The organism is Pseudenhygromyxa sp. WMMC2535, assembly GCF_011083025.2.
This window is the reverse complement of sequence record NZ_JABJWV010000001.1, coordinates 8,149,835-8,171,356: the sequence shown is the minus strand read 5'-3', so window position 1 is coordinate 8,171,356 and position 21,522 is coordinate 8,149,835. Positions and strand designations below refer to the sequence as shown.

Annotated in this window: 14 protein-coding genes; 7 read left to right on the top strand and 7 right to left on the bottom strand. The window is 69.5% G+C overall.

Annotated elements, in window-relative coordinates; translation table 11 throughout:
* Nucleotides 1-61: 61 nt before the first annotated feature.
* On the bottom strand, nucleotides 62-1,939 hold the full coding sequence (locus tag G6O69_RS31550; RefSeq protein WP_172307181.1) for a hypothetical protein: 1,878 nt from the start codon (nucleotides 1,937-1,939) through the stop codon (nucleotides 62-64).
* A 423-nt stretch (nucleotides 1,940-2,362) separates the two neighbouring features.
* On the opposite strand from G6O69_RS31550, the gene G6O69_RS31545 reads away from it, so the two are divergent.
* On the top strand, nucleotides 2,363-3,208 hold the full coding sequence (locus G6O69_RS31545) for a transposase (RefSeq protein ID WP_172307180.1): 846 nt from the start codon (nucleotides 2,363-2,365) through the stop codon (nucleotides 3,206-3,208).
* Between the two features lie 234 nt (nucleotides 3,209-3,442).
* Here the strand turns inward: G6O69_RS31545 and G6O69_RS31540 are convergent, their stop codons facing one another.
* The 3 genes from G6O69_RS31540 to G6O69_RS31530 form a co-directional block, all read right to left on the bottom strand.
* The gene (locus G6O69_RS31540) at nucleotides 3,443-4,423 is read right to left on the bottom strand and encodes a hypothetical protein (RefSeq protein ID WP_217909949.1); all 981 of its coding nucleotides are present in this window, start codon (nucleotides 4,421-4,423) and stop codon (nucleotides 3,443-3,445) included.
* A 78-nt stretch (nucleotides 4,424-4,501) separates the two neighbouring features.
* Nucleotides 4,502-6,277 carry a hypothetical protein gene (locus G6O69_RS31535; protein ID WP_172307178.1) on the bottom strand — a complete coding sequence of 592 codons (1,776 nt, stop codon included), beginning with the start codon at nucleotides 6,275-6,277 and terminating at the stop codon, nucleotides 4,502-4,504.
* Nucleotides 6,278-6,378: 101 nt separating this feature from the next.
* Nucleotides 6,379-7,386 carry a Gfo/Idh/MocA family oxidoreductase gene (locus G6O69_RS31530; protein ID WP_172307177.1) on the bottom strand — a complete coding sequence of 336 codons (1,008 nt, stop codon included), beginning with the start codon at nucleotides 7,384-7,386 and terminating at the stop codon, nucleotides 6,379-6,381.
* A gap of 509 nt (nucleotides 7,387-7,895) precedes the next feature.
* Between G6O69_RS31530 and sppA the strand changes: the two genes are divergently transcribed.
* From sppA to G6O69_RS31515, 3 genes are all read left to right on the top strand, one after another.
* Nucleotides 7,896-10,565 carry a signal peptide peptidase SppA gene (sppA, locus tag G6O69_RS31525; RefSeq protein WP_172307176.1) on the top strand — a complete coding sequence of 890 codons (2,670 nt, stop codon included), beginning with the start codon at nucleotides 7,896-7,898 and terminating at the stop codon, nucleotides 10,563-10,565.
* Nucleotides 10,566-10,588: 23 nt separating this feature from the next.
* Nucleotides 10,589-11,311, top strand: a complete 723-nt coding sequence (locus G6O69_RS31520; RefSeq protein WP_172307175.1) for a TerB family tellurite resistance protein — start codon at nucleotides 10,589-10,591, stop codon at nucleotides 11,309-11,311.
* 67 nt (nucleotides 11,312-11,378) lie between these two features.
* Nucleotides 11,379-12,140 carry a hypothetical protein gene (locus G6O69_RS31515; RefSeq protein WP_176397203.1) on the top strand — a complete coding sequence of 254 codons (762 nt, stop codon included), beginning with the start codon at nucleotides 11,379-11,381 and terminating at the stop codon, nucleotides 12,138-12,140.
* Between the two features lie 15 nt (nucleotides 12,141-12,155).
* On the opposite strand, the gene G6O69_RS31510 is transcribed toward G6O69_RS31515, so the two are convergent.
* Nucleotides 12,156-12,803, bottom strand: a complete 648-nt coding sequence (locus G6O69_RS31510) for a hypothetical protein (RefSeq protein ID WP_172307173.1) — start codon at nucleotides 12,801-12,803, stop codon at nucleotides 12,156-12,158.
* Between the two features lie 72 nt (nucleotides 12,804-12,875).
* Nucleotides 12,876-14,807, bottom strand: coding sequence for a hypothetical protein (locus G6O69_RS31505; protein ID WP_172307172.1), 1,932 nt, complete (start codon nucleotides 14,805-14,807; stop codon nucleotides 12,876-12,878).
* A gap of 158 nt (nucleotides 14,808-14,965) precedes the next feature.
* Here G6O69_RS31505 and G6O69_RS31500 point away from each other — a divergent pair, with 158 nt between their 5' ends.
* The 3 genes from G6O69_RS31500 to G6O69_RS31490 all read left to right on the top strand — a co-directional run bounded on the left by G6O69_RS31500 (nucleotide 14,966) and on the right by G6O69_RS31490 (nucleotide 19,969).
* Nucleotides 14,966-15,757, top strand: a complete 792-nt coding sequence (locus G6O69_RS31500) for an N-acetylmuramoyl-L-alanine amidase (protein ID WP_172307171.1) — start codon at nucleotides 14,966-14,968, stop codon at nucleotides 15,755-15,757.
* 993 nt (nucleotides 15,758-16,750) lie between these two features.
* Nucleotides 16,751-18,706: an alpha/beta hydrolase gene (locus tag G6O69_RS31495; RefSeq protein WP_172307170.1), complete on the top strand. Its 1,956-nt coding sequence runs from the start codon at nucleotides 16,751-16,753 to the stop codon at nucleotides 18,704-18,706.
* Nucleotides 18,707-18,844: 138 nt separating this feature from the next.
* Nucleotides 18,845-19,969: a peptidoglycan-binding protein gene (locus tag G6O69_RS31490; RefSeq protein ID WP_172307169.1), complete on the top strand. Its 1,125-nt coding sequence runs from the start codon at nucleotides 18,845-18,847 to the stop codon at nucleotides 19,967-19,969.
* Between the two features lie 192 nt (nucleotides 19,970-20,161).
* On the opposite strand, the gene G6O69_RS31485 is transcribed toward G6O69_RS31490, so the two are convergent.
* Nucleotides 20,162-21,487 (bottom strand): CHAP domain-containing protein, encoded by a 1,326-nt coding sequence (locus G6O69_RS31485; RefSeq protein ID WP_172307168.1) that lies wholly within the window; start codon nucleotides 21,485-21,487, stop codon nucleotides 20,162-20,164.
* Nucleotides 21,488-21,522 lie beyond the last annotated feature (35 nt).

The window sequence follows — 21,522 nt, the reverse complement described above, 5'->3', positions numbered from 1 at the left end:
CGTGACACGGCGAGCGAAGCCCGACAACGGCCGAATGGAGGGGGGAGGAGCCCATCGCAGCTCAGATCCCCGCGAGATGCAGGAGCATCGCCCGTTCTTCGTCCTTGGCCAGCGCGAGGAGCTCTCCCAGCCGCCCTCGCCAGCGCGCCTCGGATCCGGCATCCCCCCGCCACCGAGCCGCCTCGGCGCGAGCCCAGATCGCCTCGCGCCCGAGCCTCGACAGCTGATCAACGAACGCGAGGTCGAGCCAGACCTCGGCGTCCCCTTGCCACGCGCCCTGGCCGAGCAAGACGGCGCCGAGGTCGGGACAGTCCGGGGCCACCGGAAAGGACGAGAGCGCCGGGCGCTCCGCCTCGGCGAACTCGAGGTCCCGGGCGAGGCGGAGGTGCCAGGCCAGCGTCGCCGGGGTCCACCCGTCGCCGGCCTCGGTCGCCAGCGGGAGGCCGCTCGGCGTGGGCTCGTGCAGCTGCAGCGCGAGGGCGAGGTACCAGGTCGCGACCGCGAGCGCGTGGCGGTCGCTGCGTCCCTCGAGGTCGCTACGGAAGCGTCCGGCTCGAGCGAGGGCGCGCTGCCAGTCGCCGCTCGCCGCGAGCGCGCGCAGCTCGAGCTCGGCGAGCCGCTCGCGCTCGCCGACGGGCAGCGCGTCGCCCTGCGCGAGTCGAGCGTGGATCTCGTCGAGCACGGCCCGCGCGTCCCCGACGAGGATGCGCGGGCCGTGCAGGACCCAGGCGTCGGTCGCGTCGATGTGGCGGCCCGCGAGGGCGAGCGCGGCCCTCGCTTCGGAGGACGAGCCCCGGGCGATGAGCTCGACCGCGGCCTCCGCCGCGATCAGGCCCGCGAGCGCGCGCGAGCTCGCGCTGACCCCGTCGGCGGCGATCGTGGCTTCTGCCGCCCGGAGCATCGTCCCAGGGTCGTAGACGATGCCCGTCGTTCGCGGGACGTGAGCCGTGATGACCCCGCGCCCCGCCTGCAACAACCTCGGCGAGGGCGAGAGCTCGCGGCCGTGCGCGAGCGCTTCGAGCGTCGTCGGATCTCGAGCGACCGCCTGCGCCAGCACGGGCGAGCGTTCGCCGGCGTCGAGTCGCCCGAGCCAGGCCTCGGCCGTCGCGTCCCCGCGCGCGACCTCCCGAGCTGCGACCCAGCCGCGGTAGCCCGGGCCCTCGAGGGGTCCGAGCTCGGGGTCGATGGCGGCGCCCGTGCATGCGGCGAGCGCGACGCGGATCGCGTCGAGGTTGGCGTCGTCCTGGCCTCGCTGCCCGAGCGCGTCGGCGGCCTCGCGCAGGGCGGCCTCGCCGAGCTGCACCTCGTCGAGCAGGCACAGCCACGCCCCGCGCTCGAGCGCCGCGGGCCAGCTCGTCGGCGCGGTCGGGGACGCGCGCCACAGATCCCGGAGTCGCTCGAGCTGCCCGCGGCCCAGCGTCGCGCGAGCGACGAGCTCCGGGTGGCTCGTCGGCCGTCCGGCGTCCGGCCCCAGTCCGTCGGCGGCTGCACCGAGAGCGCCGGCGTGGACGAGATCGGGAGCGAGCTCGCCCGCGTCGAGCCCGAGGTCGACGAGCGCGTCCGCGTCGAGCAGCAGCCGCGCGGCCGCGGCATCGCGCGCGGCCGCGTCGACGCCCTGGCGCGAGGCATGCTCGAGCGCGATTCGGTCGCGGGCGTAGTCCGTGCGGGCGATGAACTCGAGCGCGGACCTGCGCGTCACCGGCGAGCGAAGCGAGGCGGCGACGCGGGGTCGAGCCCGGCAGTCGTCGAGGATGGCGATGTCGTCCCGCGCGTAGCGATGGCAGCGCTCGACCTCGGCGCGAGCGCGCTCGAGCTGGCGCTTCGGCGCGCGCCAGAGCACAGCGTAGGCGAGGCCGAGACCGAGGAGCGCGGCGCCGCTTCGCAGGGCGATGCGCCCACGTCGGCCGCGGGTTCGAGCGCTCGCCTCCGCGTCGGTCACCGCCCGATGCTAACTCGCGCTCTTCGCTTCGCCGAGAGCGATTGCACGCGTGTTCAGCAGCCCGAGCGCGGACGCACCCGGCCACGCCGGCCGGGTCCGCGCTCCGCCCCGTGGTCGGCTTGCCCGCCGAGTCCGCGGTGGTACCGTCGCCGAAGTGGCAACGTCGAAGTGGCAGCGTGCGTGTAGGAACTCCAAACGCATGAATTACGGGCCGTACTTAGCGCATGTCAGATGCATGGGGCGCGGCGCTGGGGACGCTTCCCGGGACCTCGGCAGGGACGAGAGGACGAGCGCGGCTTCGCTTCGAGCTCGCTCGGCGGGTGACTTGTCGGAACTGCGGGCGCCGCGTATTGACCCGCCGTTCTAGGACTACTTGGTCAGATGGGGATCGACAACGATCCCCGGCTGTGATCTGCTGCGGGGGTGACTCCAGAACAAATCTCCCGGGTGGGGGCCGAACTCGAGGAGTTTCTCGGCTACATCACTCATCAGATGGGTCGCAGCGAGCGGCGCGAGGCCCTCGCCAACTACATGCGTGGGCTTCTCCTCGATGGCGAGCGCAAGAGCATGGTGCCCATCGCTCAGCGCCTCGCAGCCGCGCCCGGTGACAGCGAAGCCATCCGCCAGCGACTCCAGCAGGCGATCACGATCGCTGATTGGGACGAGTGGGAGCTGTTTCGCCGACTCGCCCTGCGCGTCGAGGACAAGCTCCCGGGCCTCGACGCCTTCGTCATCGACGACACCGGCTTCCCCAAGAAGGGCAAGCACTCCGTCGGGGTACAGCGTCAGTACTCGGGGACGATGGGCCGCGTCGACAATTGCCAGGTCGCAGCAAGCCTCCACCTCGCCAGCGAGGCGGGCGGCGCTTGCATCGGCATGCGCCCAAGGCGCCGGACCAAGGCAGGCGTCCCCGAGGAGCTCTCCCATCAAACGAAGCTCGAGCTCGGCCTCGGCATGCTCGACCGCGCCCTCGGTAGGCGACGTGTAGAGGTCGAGCAGGCTGGTGGCGCGGCCGTCGGCCGGGAGCTCCTCGAGCACGCCGGTCACGCCGTCTCCGAGCCCGCAAAACACGTAGTTCGCCCCCGAGGTCGCATGCACGGTGAGCAGGGTCTGCTCGCCACAGGGGGCGTGGTTGTCGATGGTCTCGGGCGCGACGATCCGCGAGCCCTCGGCCCTTCTCCGTCCTCGACGCGCTCGTCGAGCTGCTGCGAGGCGTCCTCGACATCTTGGAGGTCGACGAGCTCCTCGAGGTCTTCGAGGTTCTCGTAGTCCTCGGGGGACTGATCACAGCCGATCAGGGCGACGCCAGTCGTGAGCAGGATGGAGAGCTCGAGTTGCTTGGTCATCATGCTCTCGTGGTTCCGACGGCAGGGCGCCAGATCACGACTGGATCGATTTTTTTCAGGTGCCCGACGGGGGGCGCGCGGCTGCGTAAGAGAGAGCAGACCCCGGACGAGATTGTCCGGGGCCTGCTCCCGACCGGGTTGCTCGACGTCGCTCAGACTACTGGCAGCCGTCCATCCACTTGACGAAGATCGTTTTGTAGTAGTGGTATGCGCCTGGCTCGCTGTTTCCGGTGAAGCGCATGTTGTCCCTGTCGGCGGTTCCGGCGCAGCTCTTGGCGCTGTTCGCATACATCTTCCAGGTAGCGACCGATCCCTCGGAGACCCAGTAGCTGAGCGAGGTGGACCACGACGAGTCCGAGTCTTCTTTCTTCAGCGCCTCGAACAAGGTGACGCCATCGCAAGACAGGACATGCTCCTTCGCGGCGCAGGCACCCGACCAGGGCGCCGAGCCGTACTCGGCGTAGACCTGATAGGAGCTCGCGGTCCGCTGGTGCGCGCCCCATGGATAGCTTTGTGTGGTGTACCAGATGTGGTTCTCGCAGGCGGATTGGTCTGCGACGAACTCCTCGATGAAGGGCAGGAAGGAGTTGAGCCATCCATATTTGCTGTTGAAGCCGGGCACGTCCGAGCAATAGCCAGTGGCCACAGGCACCGGCGGCTGACTGATCCCGACCTCGAGGACCTCCGCGGGCGCGACCCCCGGATCGAGCTCGCCGCGCTCGACGGCGGTGACGATCTCACTGGGCACCTTTTCGTCCTCGGGGGTGACAGCGTGCAGGAGCTCGGTCGGCGTCGCGTAGAGGTCGATCAGGCTGTCGGCGCGTCCGTCTGCCGGCAATTCCTCGAGCACCCCAGTCATGCCGTCTCCGAGCCCGCAAAACACGTAGGTCGCTCCTGAGGTCGCGTGCACGGTCAGGAGGGTCTGCTCGCCACAGGGAGCGTGATTGTCGATGGTCTCGGGCGCGACGACCCCGGAAGCCTCGAGCCACTCACCGTCCTCGTCGTCGTCGCGGTCGGCGAGCTGCATGGAATCGTCCTCGACGTACTCTAGGTCACCGTAATCTTCGAAAGATTTGTCACAGCCGACCAGCGCGATGCCGGCGGTGAGCAGCAGGGAGACCTTGATTTGCGTGGTCATCATGCTGCCGTAATACCGAGGGCGCGGATGTGGATGGTTGGTCGAGCTATTTTTTTACTTGGCTTCGTTGCGCGGCCTTCACGGCCAGTCCTGACCTTCGTAGGGAGCCACGATTACGGAGCGCCAGGGGTGGTAGGGGCCCATGTCGACGGGCTCGACCGTGCCGGGGTTGGCGGCGGTCGCCAGCACGTAGTCGGTGCCCTCGCCGCGCAGGGCGAAGTCGCCGAAGCGCGAGTAGCCCGGGCTACGCGAGGTCGTGCTCAGCACGGGGGTCAGCGCTTGGAAGCTGCCCTGGGGGTCGGTGTAGTCCATGATCCACAGCTGATTGCCCTCACCGTGGAGGCTGACGAAGGCGCGGGTGGGGAAGCTGGTCCACTGCGCATAGTTGGGGTACTCCGCGAACAGCGGCCAGCTGTCGGTGACCAGGTCATCGACGATGCGCACCAGCTCGATGTCGTAGCCGTCGTCGGCCCCCTGCAAGTTGAGCAGGGTCAGGCCGTCGACGCCGGGGCTGAAGGTGAAGATCTCTTGCTCGCCGGCGTCGGTGCCCAAGATCGGCTCGTAGCTGCCCAGCACTGGCCCGCGGTAGAGGCTGCCGTTCTCGCTCTGCATCGACAGCGTCTCGCCGTCGAACAGGCCGTAGTAGAGCGGCCCGGGGATCTCGATGGGGGTGACGCCGATGGCGTCGGGGCCGAGCTCGAGCCAGCGCAGCACCCGGTCGCTGCCGTCGATCTCCTGCCACAGACCGATCTGATCGGCGGCGCTGGCCCAACTGATAATACCGTGGGAGCCGGATCCGCTGATCGACATTTGCCCGTCCGGGCCGTCGATGTCGAACCACCACAGATCATTGCTCAAGTTGACGCCCTGTTCGAAGAGCAGCTCGGTGCCGGTGGGGCTCAGGTGCAGCCCGCTGGGAGAGCCGCTGCCGTGGTTTTGATTGATCGGCCCGAGAAAGCGCGGCGACTGCGAGGGATCGAGCAGGTCGACGACGTACATGCCCAGCACGCCGGATTCGGCGCCATGGACCGCCAGGGTCGAGAGATCGGCCGAGACCGCCTGCAGCGCGGGGAAGCTCAGGCTGTCTGCGAGCGTGGCCTGCGGGGTCAACAGCGCCGGCGTCCCTGGGCTGCCGTCGGCCTCGATGGGCACACGCCACAGCTGGTCGAGGCCCTCGAGATCGGTGCTCTTGACCACCCAGGCCTCGGAGCCAGGGAGCAGCACGCCCCCCTTCGCGCTGACGCCATCGAGGGCGAGGAACTGGTGGATCGCCGGCGGCTCGACGCCAAAGTCGGCGTAGCAGCTGCTGCTCTCGCTCGAGTTCTCCAGGGGCACGAAGCGGCCGTCGCTAGCGCTCTGCTGCGTCGGCTTCCACATCCCCGGTAGCAGGAGATCGAGGGTCGAGAGTGGATCCTCGACGTCGAGGCGCATGAAGAACAGGGCCCTGTCGTTGCTGTCGTCCTCGTGGACGACCTGAAAGAACGCCACGTTGGGGCTGTCGAGATCGGGATCGGGCTCGGTGTCCGTGCCCTCGGTGTCGGAGTCTTCGCTGCCGGAGCTGTCTGTCTCGGAGTCTTCGCTGCCCGAGCTACCCGAGCTGTCGGTGTCGGAGTCTTCGCTGCCGGAGCTGTCTGTCTCGGAGCTGTCTGTCTCGGAGCTGTCTGTCTCGGAGCTGTCTGTCTCGGAGCTCTCCGTACCCGTGCTGCTGGTGCCCGAGCTGTCCGTGTCCGAATTGTCCGTATCGGCGCTGTCCGTACTGTCCGTGTCCGTGTCCGTGTCCGTGTCCGTGCTGTCGATATCATCGCCCTGGCTGTCGGTTTCGATGCCGGGAGGCTCGACGCAGGCACAGGTCATGGCCAGAAGGAGGAGCCCTCGATGATCTCGATGCATGGCCCTAGATGACGAGGAACACGCGAGCCTTCATGGGTTTTTGTGCCCTTCGTGAGCGAGCGCGGCTACTCGAGCGCTGGGTCGGCGCTCAGATCGATCGCCAGCTCTGCGCCATCTTCGGCGATCGCGTCGAGGACCATGAGGTTGCCGAGCAGCTCGCGGGCGTCGCGGTGATCTCGGGCGTGGATCGCGGTGAAGAAGTCGAGCAGCTGGGCGCGAAAGGGATCGACCCGGGTGAACTCGAGCTCGCGGGCCAGCGCTCCGACCGGGCGGACCCAGACCTCACCATCGTCGCGGGTGCCGAGCGTCCCGACGCACTCGATCTCGCCGGACTCTCCGCTCAGGATCAGCTGGGGTTGGGCGCTGTGGGTGATCGCCACGCTCGCGTGAACCAGGACGCCGCCGCAGTCGATGCTGAGCTCGGCGGCCTGATCGACCTGATCGACGGCGAGGGGGGGCGTGGTCAGGCAGGTGACGCGGCTCGGCTCCTCGCCGCTGAACCAGCGCCCGAGATCGATGCAGTGCGTCCCGAGGGCGGAGACGGCCCAAAATCGCCCTTCGCCTCTCGCTCGCCAGCCGCTGGTCTTGGGGTCGGGCCAGGCCCAGCGCATCGAGATCGCGCGCAGGCGGCCGATGAGCGCGGGGTAGCGCTCGCGGACGGCGACGTGAGCGGGGTGGTAGCGAAGGTGATAGCCGACGCGCACGACCACGTCGCGGCGACGCGCGAGCATCAGCGCCTCGCGGCCGGCGTCGACGCTGGTGGCCAGGGGTTTTTCGACGAGCACATGGACGCCGCGCGCCGAGCAGCGCAGGAGCTGCTCGGTGTGAATCGGATCGGGTGTCGCGAGGACCACGGCGTCGCAGGTGCCCGCGTCGAGCATCGCGTCGAGGCCGATGTAGCTGCGCGTGTGATCGGGGACCTCGAGCTCGCGGCGATAGGTGTCGAGCTTGGCGTGGTCGCGCCCGCACACGCCGACCCAGCGACACGCGCCCTCGCGATCGAGGTGACGCAACGCGCGTCCATGGTAGTGCCCCGCGTTGCCGAGGCCGACGATGCCGATTCTGAGTCGCATGAAGGCGCCAGTCTACTCGGCGCCTTCACAGCCGGTGGGCTGGTCCGTGTGAGACCGCGAACGTCGGCTGGGCGGAAGCGGCCCGTCGGCCGAAGTGGTGCTCGGCGGAGCTTCCGGCGCCCGAGACGTCGCTGGTATCGCTGGGCGATAGTGGACCTGTTGGCAGCGTCGTGTTTCGAGTTGCGAATCTCGATCTTCGTCGAGCCAAGCGTTTGAGCACATGAGTCGCCAATCGCTCCGCCCGATGACGTCGACCCTGCTCTCGACGCCGCTCGCTTCGGCCTGCGAGGAAGAGGGGGCTCGACGATGACCTCCGCGCAGATCTCGACGACGAGGCGTCCACGAGCGACTCGCTCGGGCGGCGCTTGGGTCTCTCGTCGCAGCTCATCGGCGCCTCGTCGACGCCCGCGAGCCCCGCTCCGACCCCGGGGGGCTCGCCTTGGCGGGTGGCGAGGCCGTGGCTGTCGTTTGGATCGAGTCGCGCCGAACGCCCGTGTTATCCATGTCTCATGGCCCGGCGGCGCGCAGGCAGGGGAGGTGTCTCGGGGTCGCTCGCGGTGCTGCTCGCGATGGTGGCGATCGTGCTCGGCCTGGGCGCAGCGCTGGCGCCCGCGCCCTGCTGGGCGGGCAACGGCGGCGAGGCGCGCTCGATCCTGCGTGACGCCGACCGGCCCTACACGGTGGTGGCCGGGGAGGCCGACGCGAGCGCGGTGATCCAAAACCCCGCCAACCTCGGCTACCTCCAGGGCCTCAACGCCGTCATCGACATCGCGGTCAGCTCGCAGCTCAGCGGCCGGCGCAGCAGCGGGGTAGGGGCCTTCATGGCGCTGCCGCTGCCCTGGGACGTGCTCGCCATCGGCGTCGGCGTCCAGGCCATGTGGCGGACGCAAGACAGCGGAGATCCGACCGCCACGGCGATCGACAGCCCCTACGGCAAGCTCAGCCTGGCCGTGTCCGTGCCCTTGATGCGCTGGGCCCCGGGGCTGTCCGTGGGCCTGAGCTACGCGCGGCTGTTCTCGCCCAACAACCTGGTCGCGCGCGGGGCCAACACCGTCGATCTCGCGCTGAGCTGGCGGGCCAACCGCTACGTCAGCTTGGCCGTGGTCGCGCGCCACCTCAACGCGCCGCGCCTCGAGGGCGAGCGCTATCCCGTGACCCTCGACCCCGAGCTCGCCCTGCGCCCGCTGGGCACCCCGGTGCTCGAGTTCGCCGCTGGCGTGCGCACGAGCTTCCGTGGCCCCGACGCGCAGCTCTTCGGCTACCCCGCGGAGCCGCGGGTGCGCGTGCTCGTGGGCGGCCGGGGCTTTCGGGTGTTCGCCGACGCCGAGCTCATGGCCTACTACGACCTCGCGGAGCTCAGCGATCGCGAGGAGGCGGCGGTCCGGGTCAACCTCGGCGTGCAGTTCGACACCCCGCACTTCGGCGTGGCCGCGGGGCCGAGCTTCGCCCTGGGCACCCGCGGGGCCGAGCAGCCCCACGGCGCCGTCGCGCGGATCCGGGTCTCGCGGGAGCGCTACGAAGAGGTCCTACCCACGCGCCCGCGCCGGGTCACGCGCCTGTCCCTGGCTGGCAAGCGTGGCGATCGCGAGCTCGCGGAGCTGGTGTGGATCATCGACGACCTCGCGCGCCGCCGGGGCGGGGTGATCCTCGTGGAGCTCGCGGGCACGGGCTTTGGCCTGGCCCAGCTCGAGGAGCTGCGCGAGGCGCTGCTGCGCTTTCAGGGCGCGGGGGGCAAGGTCGCGGTCTATCTCGAGGGCGCCGACCTCTCGGACTACTTCCTGGCGGCGATCGCCGACCGGGTGATCGCCCACCCCGAACGCAAGCTGGCGATCGTCGGCTACTCGGCGCACACCTTCTACTGGGGCGAGCTCCTGGCGCGGCTCGGGGTCAAGGCCGAGTTCGTGCGCATCGCCGAGTACAAGGGATCGCCCGAGAAGCTCATGCGCAGCGGGCCCTCGGCGCCCGTGGCCGCGGCCAACCGCGCGCTGGTCACGGATCGCTGGAACCACGTCGTGCGCCTGGTCGCGCGGGCGCGGGCGCGTGACCCCTCGGTGGTCTCGGGCTGGATCGACGCCGCCCCCTGGTCCGCCGAGGCGGCCCGCCGGCGCGGGCTGGTCGATGAGCTCGCCTGGCCCGACGAACTCGACGCGCGCCTCGAGGCCTGGCTGGGCAGGCACCTGCGCATCGAGGCGCCGCCCAAGACTCCGGTGCGGCCAGAGGGCTGGCGAGATCCGGCGCACGTGGCCGTGCTCCACATCAACGGCGACCTGGTCGAGGGTCCCTCGCTGCACATCCCGCTCCTCGATCGGGACGTCGCGGGTGCCGAGACCCTGACTCGACAGATCGAGGCGCTGCGTGACGACAGCGACGTCAAGGCGATCGTCGTGCGCATCGACTCGGGGGGCGGCTCGGTCGCGGCCTCGCAGGCGATCGCCCGGGAGCTCGATCTGACCCGCGCGCAAAAGCCAGTGGTCGTGTCCATGGGCCGAGTCGCGGCCTCGGGCGGCTACTACGTGGCCACGGGCGGCGACTACATCTTCACCGACGCGACGACGATCACCGGGAGCATCGGGGTGTTCTATCCCGAGCTCGACCTCAGCGGGCTGCTCGAGAAGTTTGGCGTGGGCATCGACCAGATCTCGATCGGGGATCGCGCGACCATGGTCTCGAGCTGGCGGTCGCAGACGCCGGAGGATCGCGCGGCGATCCTCGCTGGCGTGCAGCAGCAGTACGACCGCTTCATCGAGCGCGTGGCCGCCGCGAGGGCCATGACTCCCGAGGAGGCCGACGCCGTGGCGCGAGGGCGGCTGTGGAGCGGGGTCCGGGCCATGGAGGTCGGGCTCGTCGATCGCTACGGTGGCATGCACGAGGCCGTCGCCCGGGCGGCCAAGATGGCGGGCCTGAGCGAGCAGCTCGCTGTGGTCCACTACCCCCCAAAGCCGACCCTGGTCGATCAGCTGCGCGCGCTCTTCGGGATCAACCTCGCCTTGCCCCTCGGGCGGACCGGCGGGGCCACGGGGGCCATGGGCATGGCGAGCGCCGATCCGCTCACGGGCCGGGCGCTGCGCTTCGCGGATCCGCTGCTGCGGGTCCTCGGGCGGGTCCCTGCGGCGCTGTGGCTGGCCGACGGGCCCGAGGCCATGGCCCTGGCGGAGGGCGAGCTCGAGTTCGAGGATTGAGCTCGACGCGCTACCATGCTGCCATGGCCGCCGAGCTCAGCCCGGAGCAAGAGTGGACGCTGATCACTTGTGGGCTGATCGCCCACGCCGACGACATGCTCGAGTTCGGCGAGTGGGATCAGATCCTGAACTTGATCGATGCGCGGGTGGAGGACGAGGCGATGCAGCCCTGGCTCGACATGCTCGGCGATCGCCGGGCCCTCGAGCGCCGCTTCCTCGAGCTCGAGCCGCCGCTGCCGGACTTCGCCGAGGTGCTGCTCGAGCAGGGCTGGCGCATGGCCCTGGCTGACGGCGCGGCGTCGGAGGTCGAGGCGGCGGTCCACGATCGTGTCGCCGAGCGCCTCGGGGTCTCGGCCGAGCGAGCCGCCGCGCTGCGGGCGGATTGGACCAAGGACGCGGCGGCCCGGGCCGAGCTGGTGATCGCCTTCGCCGCTGCCCTCGCCAACCTCGACGGGCGCATGGAGAGCGCCGAGGCAGCCCAGTTCGACTCGCTGCTCGAGCGCATGCCGGTGTCGGTGGCCCGCCGCGTGGAGCTGGCGGATCTGCTCTACGCGCCGCCCGAGCTCGGGGCGCTGGGGGATCGGCTGGTGGCGCTCGGGGCCGATGCTCGGCTCTCGGTGCTGCGGGACATCGCGCCGCTGGTCAGCGCCAGCCACAGCGGCGCGCGCGAGCGAGCGCTCTTCTTCGAGCTCGCGGAGCTCGCGGCCATCCCTGCGGAGCGCGCGGCGGCCTTGCTGCAAGTGTGAGCGCTCGCTGCCATCGAGTGGCACGGCCAGGTTGCCCGTGGGGGGACAAATACTGCACGATCCCCCCGTGCGGAGCTTTGGCTTGATCTGTGTGTGTGCGCTGACCATCGTCGGTTGCTCGACGGGCGAGGCCGACGACAGCGGCAACGGCTCGATCTTCACGACCTCGACGACGGCCACGACGGGCCCGGGGACCTCTGCTGGGGACACCGAGGAAGACGACGAAGAGGGCGAGGACGACGGCTCCTCGGACAGCGCCGACACCAGCGAGTCCTCGACCACCGCCGACGATCCGCTGTGCGGCAACGGGGTCAAGGAGTCAGGCGAGGAGTGCGACGGCAACGACCTCGGCGGGCTCAGCTGCATCGACTTTGGCCACGACAACGGCACGCTGCTGTGCGCCAACGACTGCACCTTGTTCTCCAACGCGTGCTCGACCTGCGGCGACGGCCAGCTCGCGGCCACCGAGGCCTGCGACGGCAACAACTTCGGCGGGCTGACCTGCACGGACCTCGGCTACGCCAGCGGCAGCCTGTCGTGCGCCTCCGACTGCTCGCAGGTGTTCGAGGACGGCTGCGAGGCCTCGGTGCAGTGCGGCAACGGGCTGATCGACGACGGTGAGGCCTGCGACGGCGGCAACCTCAACGGCGAGACCTGCCTGACGCAGGGTTTCGACGGCGGGAGCTTGTCGTGCAGCAACTGCGTGTTCGACACCACCGCCTGCACCATCGAGACCTGCGTGTCGCTGCTCGGCTCGTGCAACATCCTGCTCCAGGACTGCTGCGAGGGCCTGACCTGCGGGCTGCTGGTCTGCGTGCCCGAGGAGTAGGCGCGGGGGAGCGAGTCAGCGCGAGCGCCCGCCGTTGAGGTGGCGGCGCAGGTGATCGGTGCGCTGCTCGGCCACGGCCAGCGCCCGGCGCTGCTCGGCGAGCTCGCGCTCGAGCTCGTCGAGGCGCTTGCGCGCCGTCTCGTCGCGGGCGCGGAGATCCACGAGCTGGGCCTGGGCGAGGTCGTATTTCTCGCTCAGGGCGTCGCGCTCGCGCGTGCGGGCGCGGGCCTTGGTCCGCCACTCGTCCTGGGTCCGGCGCAGAGTGTCCCGCTCTCGCGTGAGCCGATCGATCTCGAGCAGCTGGGTCTGTAGCGCCTCGCCGAGGGCCTGGCCATCTGGGCCTGAGGCAGACGCCTGGGCCTGCGTGCGCCCGAGGGCCTCGAGGGCCGCCAGGGCTCGCTCGCTGGTGTCCTCGGCCTCGACCCTGGCGGCGCGCTCCCTGGCGAGGGCCGCCTCGAGCTCGGCGAGGCGGCCCTCGAGGGAGGCGCAGCGCTGGGCCTGGAGGTTGGCCTGGGCCTCGGCGCGGGCGATGGCCTGCGCGGCCTCAGCCGAGACCTCGGGTGTGGGCTTGGGCAGAGGTCGCCGCGCGGCCTCGAGGCTGGCGGCGAGGCGCGCCTGCAGAGCGTCGATACGAGCCTCGAGGTCGAGCGCCACCGGATCCACGGGTCGACTCTATCAGCGCCCCGGCGAGCGCGGTGCGCTGATAGACAGCATTTGTGGCGCGCGTCGCCGCGCTCAGGCGCACACGCGAGCGAGGGCGCGGACGAGGGCCTCGAGGGCGTCGACGCGCAGGCCCGAGAGATCGCGTCCGAGCTCGACCTGGGCGCCGGCTTCCCAAGCCCGCAGGTAGGCCGTGGAGAAGCTGCTCAGCGCGTCGAGGGGCGCGTCCCCCCAGGCTTCGAGGGCGCGGATGTCTCCGTGGACCCGGTGGGAGCGCGCGATCAGGTGAGCGGGGCGTTGGCCGCGGTCGCCGGGCTCGGCGAGCAGCTCGAAGATCGGATCGCTGCGCCCGGGCAGGCCGACGATCAGCTCGACGCGCACGCCCACCGTCTCGACGCGAGCGATGAAGTCGAAGGGCACGCCGTCGAGCTCGTCGCGGAGGTTCACGGCCACGCCGCGGGGACCCTCGACCTGCGTGGGGGGCGAGGTGTGCAGGCGCTCGGCCAGGCCCTCGAAGCAGGTGAGCAAGGCCGCGCGCCCGGTCTCGGGATCTCGCGCGGCGCTGGCCGAGGCGTCCTCGGGGCTATCTGGATCATCGGGGTCGCCGAGCTCGCCGAGTTCGAAGTCGCCGCCAAAGCCGGGGCCGGGGCCGAAGGGGTTGTGTCGCAGCTCGCGGTGCGGGGCGCCGGGCAGCAGGGTCTCGATGAAGAGCAGCGCGCCGACGCCGAGCATGAGCACCAGGTGTGGGCTCGAGAAGCCCAGCCCGGCGATCAGCATCAGCCCCAAGCTGACGCCGCGGACGCGATCTTCGGTCGAGACCAGGGCGGCGTAGACCGCGACGTGGAGGAAGAAGAGCCCCATCATCAGCGCCGCCGAGCGCAGCTCGTCGACGTAGGAGGGGTAGGGGACGCGGAAGCCGAGCAGCGACTCGAGCAGGCCGCCAAGGCCGTCCTCGAGCTCGCCGAAGCCCTGCTCGTAGAACAGATAGAACAAGGTGCTGGTGATCAGGCAGAGCACGCCGACGACGACCATCACCCACAGCTCGAGGCGCGGGCGGAGCAGGACCAGCAGGGTCATCGCGCTGACGACGATCGCCGCGCCGAGCCAGGGCACGAGGGCCGGGGGCACGAGCGCGCCGGACAGGGCCTCGGGGCCGGCGAGGGCCAGGCGCGTGAGCACCGGGAGCAGCAGCAGGGGCGCGATCCACCGGCGCTGGGGCGGGGCCATGCGCGTCCAGAAGGTCGCCATGCTCAGCGGCCAGCTGCCGAGCAGCAGCGCGCCGCCGAGGCTGGCCACCCAGCGCTCGCCCAGCCAGGGCGGGCCCATGTGCAGGGGGGCGAGGTGGGCCCCGATCAACAAGGCCGCGCCGGGCAGGGCGAGCGCGGCCGGGAGCGGGCGCAGCCGGCCGAGGCGAGGGTCCCGGGCCCAGCTCAGCGGCAAGGTCACCGCGAGCACCAGGCACAGCAGGGCCGAGAAGTGATGGAGGACGAACTCGCCGTGGTAGGCGAGGCCCAAGATGGTGACCCGCTGGTGCAGGCCCAGCCACAGCCCCACCGGCCAGATCAGCGCCAGGGCCACGGCGATCAGCGGGCGCTCGCGGACCAGCCAGATCGAGAACACGCCCGCGGTGATGAGCGCGGCGGCGAGCATGTAGATCTGCGGCGACTCGCTGGCCGCCGCCGCGAAGCGGTCGACCCGGGCGAGGCCGAGGGCGATGCTGGCCAGCACCTGCAAGATCCCGGCGATCAAGGCGATGTTCGCCACGCCCCAAGGGGCGCGCTCGCTGGCGCCCGGGGGGCGCTTGCGGCCCTCGTCGCCCTCGTGACCCTTCTCGTCGGAGGTCCGCTGCTGTCCGGGTTCGGCGCTCACCGTCGGCTCGGCCCCAGCGGCCCTGCGCTCGCGGCGGCCGTGGACGCTGAGTCTACTGGATTTAGCATCGAGGCGCCCAGTCGAGCAGCCGTCGAGACGCCCGTCGAGGCTCGCGCGCTCGGCCATGGTGCTGGCCATGGGCAGGGTGGCGCATCGGGTGGCGCATGATGACGGGATTGCTCGCTGGCCCACCGCTGGGACGTGCGCGGGCCAGCCTCGGCCCTGTGCGTTGCCGGCGCGACCCAAAGGCGCGACGCTTTTTTGGCGACCATCAGACAAAGTCCTACATGTAGGACATGAAACGTCGAGCCTTCCTCCTGGCCGCAGCCTCCACCGCCGGAACCGCGCTCTTGGCGCCCCGACGGAGCTGGGCCGCGCCGCGGCCGGTGACCGAGCAGCGCTTCCGCGTGGTGATCGACCCCGGTCACGGCGGTGAGAACGCCGGCTGCCATGCCCACGACGGGTCCGTGGACGAGAAGGCGCTGACCTTGGTGATGGCCCAGCGTCTGGCCGAGCGCCTCGTGGCGATCATGCCCCACGCCGAGGTCCTGCTGACCCGCGAGCGCGACGAGACCCTGCACCTCAACCAGCGCGTGGCCTTCGCCAACGACTGCGGCGCGGACCTGTTCTTGAGCCTGCACTGCAACGCCTCGCCGCACAGCGACCAGACCGGCTTCGAGACCTTCGTGCTCGACGCCGACGCCTCGAGCAAGGAGGCCGCGCTCACGGCCCAGCGCGAGAACGACGAGGGCTTCTCGCGGCCCGTGGGCGGCGAGGACGACGAGGTCGCGCAGATGCTCCGCGAGCTCGGCATGAGCGGCAACCGCCAGCAGGCCCTGCGCTTCGCCAAGGCGATCCAGGACGAGCAGGTCCGCCGCTTCCCCGAGCGTCCCAACCGCGGCGTTCGCCAGGCGGCCTTCGACGTGCTCAAGGGCGCGCGCATGCCCGCGGTGCTCCACGAGGTCGGGTTCTTGGACCACGCGGATGAGGGCGAGCTGCTGCGCAGCGAGGCTGGGCAGGCGCGGATCGTCGAGGGGCTGGCGCAGGCGACCTTGCGCTACTTCAACGAAGTGGCGCGGCGGGCTTGAGAGTGGGGGGCCGTGGCAGGCCCCGTGTTCTGCATCGAGGCAAGCTGGTGAGAGCGCGACTGGCCACGACCCCATGAGGGTGTTGGCGATCTCCGATGGCTCGATCGTGGCCACCATGAGCGCAGGCAATTGCGCTTCGTCCTCGGGAAATATGGGCTCATTGTGTCATGGCGGAACTGCCCATTTGGGATCGCCCCGCCAACGAGCTCACTCGAGTTGGGGGTTCACCGATATGTTTTGCAACCCTCTTCGTATATGTGTGCCGATTGAGATGCCGAAGTGAAACGAGGGGCGGCGTGCTTCACACTCAAAAGTCTGCTTGGTGAGCTCCCCCGCCTCGCAGTCGATCTCGATCGCGATCGACTCGCGCGCGTACTCGCCGAGCGCCCTCGCCCTTTGCGCTCGCGGTCCGCGGCGTCGCGATAGCGAGCCGAATTTCACGGTGGCGATGCCGCTACCGTGCAGGGTCTTTTACGGCCTGAGTCACACGTCCCGCGCGCTCGCGCGAGGTCACTCTACGCGAGCTTTTGATCACGCTGCGAAGACGCGATTGCACCTCGCGTCGTATCGATCGTGCGATCATCAACTTTGGAATTCGTAGCGCTTTCGCGGCGATCAAGCTTCGTTGCGTATGACACCGAACGCTTCGTGCAGCGAAACCATCGCTTCGTTGGGCGCGTCCCATGGTGACCTCGGGACACGCCCTTCGCACGAAACGACGAGGAGGACGGCGGGCCGCTTGACACCCCCAAACCCCCCCGTTATGGACGTGCCGAGACGTGAAGCATGTGGCTTCGGCCGCAGGCGCTTCACGTTCAAACGAACGGTCTAATCTTACGAGAACGCCGTTCTGAGCATGCCCTTGCTCCAAAATGATCTTTGGCGCATCCGGGCTCTCGCACCTTCCTCGCGTGCGATTGTGACACCAAACCTGGCCCAAGGCTGACTTCGGTCCTTGGGGGATAGAGAACGATGGCCCACCAACGCTTCATCATGACTCGTGCTTGCTTGCTGCTCCCTCTGCTCGTCGCCGCGTGCGACGACTCGACCGTAGCGAGCGAGACCTCGACGCTTCGATCCTCGGACGTCGACGATGCCTTCGACCCCAACGAGAGTCCCGAGGACTCCTTCACCGTGGTCGGCGCGCTGACGCCCGAGGCGTGGTCGTGGGGCGAGCTCGAGCTCCTCGAGGGACACCAGATGTTCCGCACCGAGGCCTACAACTATCGGACCGAAAAACTGCGTGCTTCCGACACGTTTCAGTCCTCGGATTACCCGCTGGGGACGTACTTCGGCGACCTCAACCAGGCGATCGTCGACACCTTCAACCTCGCCTACGGCAGCTCGTGCGTGGACGGCTCCTCGGACTGCGCCGAGCCCGGGCCGATGCGCCCCGAGGCGCGCTATGTCGTGCTGCACAAGGGGCCACAGACGGCCGAGGGCTCGTGCGACGCGAGCGCGCACGCCCCTGTGCTGCTCGTTCACGGCGCGCTGCAAGACGCCAACGTGTTCCTCTTCCCCAACGGGAACGACGGCAGCGGAGGGACCTTCGCCGGCGGTGAGCCGGTCGAGGGCCTCGTGCAGTCGCTGGAGGCCGAGGGCCGCTGCGTCTACGCGGTGACCTTTGGGAACTTCCACGGCGACAACTACAACCAGGCCATCCACGTCGCCAACGCGCTCGGCCGCGTGCGCCAGATCCACGGCGACCAACAGGTCGACGTCATCGCGTGGAGCAAGGGCGTCCTCGCCGTCGACACCTATCTCTCGAACGCCGCCGATTGGGAGGGCTTCGGCGCTGACTACTTCGACAGCGTCGCCGCGGCCCAAGCTGCCGAGGTGCCCCTCTATCGTGACGACGTGCGCGCCTACATCGCGCTCTCGGGTCCGCACGGAGGCATCGACCTCAACTTCCGTCACCCGATCCACACGCTGACCATCGCCAGCACCTCCTCGAACGCGCCGGTGGGCCGCGGACCCATGCCGTGGACCTTCTTCAGCGCCCTGCAGTGCGTGACCTGGGGCCCGGACTCGCCCTGGTACGACAACCCCTACGCGGCCTCGGTCTGCGAGGGTCGTGGGGGCACGTGGCCCGAGTACTTCGAGCGCATCTACGTGTCGAACCTCGACGGGCTCGACAGCGAGGGCAAGCCCGTGGCCACGTCTTCGCTGCGCGATCTCAACGTCGACAATGGCGTGTCCAACAGCGCCTTCGACTTCGACGAGTACAACATCTCGCTCTTCGGCAGCATCGACGAAGGCGGGAACCACGTCTCGCCCTACCAGGGCCAGCTCCAGGCCGCTCGCGACCTGCGGGACACCTACCCGATCCCCGACCGCACCTCGTACGCGTGGAGCTCGGTCGATCCGGACGAGGATCGCTACTTCCCCTGGCTCGACACCAAGCTGACCTACAACCCCTACAACATCTTCTTCGCCGCGGGCTACCTCGACGACGACGACCACACCAAGTGCCGCAACGCCGCGTTCGAGGACCACTCGGGCGAGTGCGCGGGCTACCACGCCTACACCTTGGGCGACTACAAGGAGGGTAGCGACGGGCTCGGCTACGCGCGCTACCGACTGCTCGAGGGCCTGGGCATCGAGGCCGCCGAGGCGATGGGCGGTCACTTCATCCGCCGCCTCGAGGAGAACGGACTCGACAGCCGGCTTCCCGCGCTCTTCGTCCTCTACGGCTCGGGGCCTGGCGCCGAGGGCACCGAGTTCGAGACCGACGGTCGCTCCTGTCCCACCTGCGACGGGCATAGCGACGGCGTGCTCTTCGAGAGCAGCGTCGCCGCGATCGACCAGCTCACGCAAGGCTGGACGGCCGCCGAGATCGCCGACAAGGCGACACAAGAGTCGCTGCCCCTCGGCCACCTCGAGATGGGCATCGACGCGAGCGCGCTCGCGCGGATCGAGTCCTATCTCGACGACATCGACGCGCAGTAGTCGGCTCGAGTCAAAGACGAGCCCCGTCTGCGCGCGCGCAGACGGGGCTTTTTTGGGGGCTTCGCAGGACCTCGACCCTCGGTCGGGCTCGGTGTTGGACCTCGACGCGCTCCGCGGCCCGGCGCTACCATCGTAGCGATGCTGCGCATCCGCTTCGCAGGGATCGACTACGCGGTCGAAGCCGCGTTCACCCGCGTCGGTCGCCCGCCGCCCGTGAACCTGCGCTCGTTGATCCGCCAGGCGATCCGCGATGGCCAGGCCCAGGGACTCGCCGCGCTCGCCTACGCCGAGCCCGTGGCCCCGTCGTGGCTCGACCTCGATCAGCTCGTCGAGATCGTCGTGCGCGAGATCGAGTCGGGCCGTCTGAGCGTCCGCGCCGAGCCGCTCCGGACGCCGCGCACGGGTCTGCCCGAGGACTTCGAGGCCCCCGAGAGCGAGCTCCCTTCCACGCGAGACGACGAGCTGGACGAGGAGGCCGACGACGTCCCGCGGATCTTGCGGGTCCGCATGACCGGGATGCTGTTCGAGACCGACAAGACCTTCCTCCTGCCCGACGCGATGCGCGGCATTCGTGGCCTCGTGAACCTCTACGTCGAGCAGATGGTCGTCGTCGTCACCGGGCACTGCGATCGGGTCGGCGACGCGAACTACAACCTGAGCCTGTCCAAGGAGCGGGCCCGCTCGATCGTCCACTATCTGCGCGACGAGATTGACGACTGGCTGGCCTGGTACACCTACCAGCCGCACGCCTCGGTCTGGGGGCTGCGCGAAGACCAGCACATGCTGTCGGCGATCATCGACGACGCGACGGCCCAGCCCTTCTACACCGGCGACGTCCATGGTTACTTCGATCAGGACACGCGCGACGCGGTCCAGCGCTACCAGATCGCGCGCGGACTCGCGGTTGACGGCGCCCCGGGCCCGCAGACGCGCGGCGCTCTGATCGCGGACTATATGCAGCTCGACGGGACCACGCTGCCCGAGGGCGCGCAGGTCGAGCTGCTCGGGTGTGGCGAGCACCACAACGAGGTCCCGACCGCCGACGGCGTCGACGAGCCCGAGAATCGGCGCGCGGAGATCTTCTTGTTCGACCCGGGGCCAGTCGAGCCCGCGGTCCCCGGCCAGTGCCCCGGCGGCGGGTGTGCGTACGAGACCTGGAAGGCCGAGACGACCGAGACCTACGACTTCAGGTTGGACAGCTTCGATGAGTGGCTGCCGATGAGCTTCGACCTGGCGATCCACGCGGGGGAAGCCGAGCACTAGTGTGCGCGGCAGAGGACTTGAAGGGCCCCAGGCTTGGAGCACCGGCCGCTGACTTCGTTGCTCGTCAGTCATTTGTGCCCGACAAACTCCCTCCTCGCGCCTCGTCAGCGACCGGCGGTCCGGCGCCTGGGACCCTTCAAGTCCTCTGGCGCGCACACTAGCTAATTGAAATCGCTGGTTTGAACAGAGCGCTCAGGTCGCCGCGAGGTCGAGCAGCTTGCCGCTGCGAAACTCGGCCATCATGTTGTTGATCTTGTCCCGGAGCAGCTCACAGTTCTTGATGTGGTTTGAGTTCGAGGGCTTGCCGTCGACATTCTGGAAGGTCAACAGCGGGCTATCGACATCGGCGAAGCCCTCGATCCGCCGCGGGTTCGAGGTCTTCTTGGGCGCGTGTGTCTGCTTGAATTTGAGCCGTGCGATGATCCCCTCGATGTCGCTGTCGCCCGTGGGGTTGGGCGCCTGCTCATCGATGGCCGTGCCCGAGGCCCCGCTGAGGAAGGGGCCCCCGTGCGGCTCCTCGACCATGTCTGGGTATTGGCCCGGTGGGTTGCCCGTCGGCGGCAAGTTGGCGCCCATCAAGCCCCAACGCGGGACCAGGACGCCGAGCTGCCGGGGCTTGCGGCCCTGGCCGCCGTCGGCCGTGACCCACAGCCCGTTGCCGTCTTTGGGGACGTGCAGCACGAGCCCGACGTGACCGTAGGTTGGGATCTTGTAGGGGTTGAGGGCGATGTAGGTGTCGCCGACGCTGGGGATGTATTCGTCGGTGCAGTAAAACCAAGCTGGGTTGCCCGGCCAGTGTATCGGCCCGACGTTGAAGGACCACCGGTTCGTGCTGTTGACCGCGTCCCCGTGGCGCATGATCAGCGGGTTGACGACGACGCAGGAGGTGCCCTGGGAGCCCTGGGGGAAGGGGTAGTAGCTGGCCCAGTTCCCCTGGCCCATGATCTTGCTCGGCGTCCCGACCTTTTCGCCGAACAGCCCAAGCGTCGACTTGCCGCTGGTGTTGAACGCGGGGATGATCTCGGCGGCGGCCGAGACGATCGCCTGACGGCGGACCGCCGTCGGATCGTCGATGACCTCCTGGATCGTGCGGTAGTGCTTCTTTCGCTGGACGATCATCGTTCGCTTCAGATCGTCCCCGCGGCTGCTCTTCAGGCGAAACACGAACGCTCCCTCGACCCGAGCCTCGAAGGTCGCCGAGAAGAAGCGCTCCATCTTCTTGGGCCCGACGGCCCGATGGATCACCGTCGGCGGGTTGCGGTTTTTCAAGAAGAAGTCGGGTTCGAGATTGTCGAGGTCTGGGCCGCGCTCGACGGTGATCTCGATGCGGACCGGCTCGACGCCCGCGGGCGTCGGGTTGGGCTCGGGGAAGGGTTGCTCCGTGCCGTCGCCCTGGGGCGGGTCGGGGTTCTTGAACACGTTCACGACCGGCATGCGGCTGCGCACGAGCCACTCGAGGCGGTAGGTCGTGTCGAGCCAGACGTACTGGAGATCTTCCTTCTTTTCGTAGAACGCCATGTCGTACCGCGACCGAGATGCTAGCGCGCTGGCCT